The organism is Sulfurovum sp. (assembly GCF_049668085.1).
Lineage (GTDB): Bacteria > Campylobacterota > Campylobacteria > Campylobacterales > Sulfurovaceae > Sulfurovum.
On the sequence record NZ_JBATIY010000072.1, the window covers coordinates 1 to 2,737 of the forward strand.

Genomic DNA, 2,737 nt, shown 5'->3' on the forward strand with positions numbered 1-2,737 from the left:
ATTATGCTGGATCCAATTCCCACTTATAGCCTTTAGTCAACTGTTTGTTATGCAGTCTAGACAAAAGCAAAAGTGCCATGACTCCTCCAAAGAGTGCATATCCCATATCTGACTGTGTATCCCAGACATATCCTTGCGTACCAAGAAATGCTTCAGCATCTTCACCTACGGCAAGAGCTACCCACCATTCTACAAGTTCGTAGAATGCAGAAAATGCCAAAATAACACTCAATACAATGTAATTGAACCATATTTTCGAAGCCTGAATGATGTTTTTACGTATAAATATCTCTCTAGCCAGTATCGCAGGAATGAATCCTTGCGCAAAATGGCCAACTTTATCATAATTGTTTCTACTGTGATCAAATATCTCTTTAACCCATTCAAAAAGTGGTACTTCTGCATAAGTGTAATGACCACCAACCATCAAAATGATCATATGGATCAAGATAAGTGTATAAAGCAGAGGTGTTAATGGATACTTTTTATAGGTTAGCAACAATATAAACAATCCGATGAATACTGGCAATACTTCCAAAAACCATGTAAATGGATCTTTAGGTAAAATTGCAGACCAGATCAAAACAGGTGTAAAGATACTTAACCATAGATATTTCATATTAATATTCTCTAATATTATTTTATTGCTGTCATCAAAAATACAGTGAATTCAGCATGAGGTTTAGATATTTTATTGGCCAAACTGAAGGTAACATCCCTAAATCCTGCCCCTTGAGCAAAGCTCGCAAGCATATGACGATCGAAACCGTAATGAAACACCCCTGTATTGTCACTGTGGAAGGTACCATCTTCACTGTCCAAGTCGGCAATAGCAATGAATCCATGATCATCAAGCATATCATAAAGTTTGGAAAATAGGGCAGGAATATCTTCTAAATGGTGAATGGTCATAGAGGAGATCACTCCGTCAAACTTTCTATCAAGTGTATCCGTGCTCAAGTCTTTTTCTATCACTTCAGTATGGCAGGAGAACTCATCACATTTGTTTTCAAACTCCAAAAGCATAGAAGGGGAGTTATCTACAGCAACTATCTTCTCTACATAGGGTGCAACAAAATAGCTCAAAAGCCCAGTTCCTGCGCCAAAATCCATGATTTCCATCGATTTGTCAAGATTTATATTATTTACTATTAACTCTGCTATGCCTTTGGCATTCTGTACACGTTTACTGTTCATATCCCATGATTTTGATTTATTCGCGAAGTGATCTACTTTCGTTTCCATATTTTTCCTTATATTATTTAGTATTATACTAGAATAGCGTCTCTTGTTTCTCTAACTTTATATTATCCCAAAAGAAATCTACATGCTTTTCAAACATAGAAACGACAGAAGAGGTCGATTTTTTATCTAATTTTAGCAAAGATACCTGCATTTGATAGAAAAATAGGGGAGAAAAGAACTCATTTGCAAGCAATAGAGGGTCTGAAGACTCTATCATCTCGTCCTGCATCATCATAAAGAAGATACTTGAAAGCTTTTTAACGTTCTCCTGGTAGAAATACTCATTGTAGATCTCTCTTATTCTCTCATTTCTGTATATCTCTTGCATCAGTAGCTTTAAAAGTGCTTCATTTTGGCCATCAAAGCCTATAAGCTTAAAAGTAGTGGCAATGGACATCAATAGAGACTTTCCTTGTTTATGGAGCTCTGAGGCCTCTTTATCATCAAATATAGTCACTATGGCAGAGGAGGTAAGTTCACTTACCAGTGTTTCAAGTATCTCATCTTTATTTTTAAAGTGGTTATAGAGGGCACTTTGTTTGATACCTATAGCTCCTGCTATATCTCTTACTGTGGTAGCCTTATATCCTTTGGTTGCAAAAAGTTTAAGGGCAGTTTTAAGTATTTTGTCTTTGGTTTTACTTCCTTTAGATAGGGAAGAAATGACGCTCTGCTCGTTCATAGAAGCTCCTTTGATGACATTATAGTGAACAAGTGTTCTTTTGTCAAGTCTCTGTTTTAAAATATTATGAACATCTGTTCTTTAATTATCTTTTAGTGGATTCAATAAAAGAACATATGTTCACTTATTCGATAGTAGCGTATAATTATTAAGAACAAGTGTTCATCTATAGTTCTGTATAAGTCGTATTTAAGGGCCATATTGGCCTATTGAATATATTCTATTATCAAACACAGCAAAATGTAGTAACATGAGAGCATATTGATACTAATAAATATAATATTTTAACTATTTTTTATTATTTTACAACCCAAAGTGTAAGAATCAATACAATAGAAAAATAATTCAGTCACATTTTCTGCATTTAAAAACGATATGTTGATTTTTTCATTTTAAATAAATATTCTTTTTTATAGTGATCAGTCACAAATGACATTTTTATTTTTATAGAAAAACTAAATCCGTTTTAAATCTCTCTATTGAAACAGACTAATTATTCTACTGCCCATATTTTTATCAAGATAGACTTTTTATAAAAGTGAGATTTTTTTAGATCTTATTGTTTTTTGGAGTTTTCTGGTTTTGGACCACAAAACTCCAATTTATATCATTTTCGATATCTGCCTTTATTTTTGTCAATTTTTACATTTTAAAAATTCACTTAACCAAGATATGATTACAGGGAGGAGAAGAGATTTACTTTTTTGATAGAATTTATATTATGTTAACCAAAAGATATCTCATAAGCAAATCATGTAGAAAATATATCTTTCTACATGATTTTAAGTTAAAAGTGTTTTTTCTGTAAAT

Annotated in this window: 3 protein-coding genes; all 3 read right to left on the reverse strand. The window is 32.8% G+C overall.

Features of this window, described 5'->3' with window-relative positions; genetic code table 11:
* Position 1: 1 nt before the first annotated feature.
* Genes WBM70_RS04510 through WBM70_RS04520 form a run of 3 tightly spaced genes read right to left on the reverse strand, consistent with a single transcriptional unit; the run spans position 2 to position 1,927 of the window.
* A complete protein-coding gene (locus tag WBM70_RS04510; protein WP_424557315.1) occupies positions 2–619 on the reverse strand; it encodes a DUF2238 domain-containing protein in 618 nt (205 codons plus the stop codon).
* 17 nt (positions 620–636) lie between these two features.
* On the reverse strand, positions 637–1,245 hold the full coding sequence (locus WBM70_RS04515) for a class I SAM-dependent DNA methyltransferase (RefSeq protein ID WP_424557316.1): 609 nt from the start codon (positions 1,243–1,245) through the stop codon (positions 637–639).
* A gap of 28 nt (positions 1,246–1,273) precedes the next feature.
* A complete protein-coding gene (locus WBM70_RS04520; RefSeq protein ID WP_424557317.1) occupies positions 1,274–1,927 on the reverse strand; it encodes a TetR/AcrR family transcriptional regulator in 654 nt (217 codons plus the stop codon).
* Positions 1,928–2,737 lie beyond the last annotated feature (810 nt).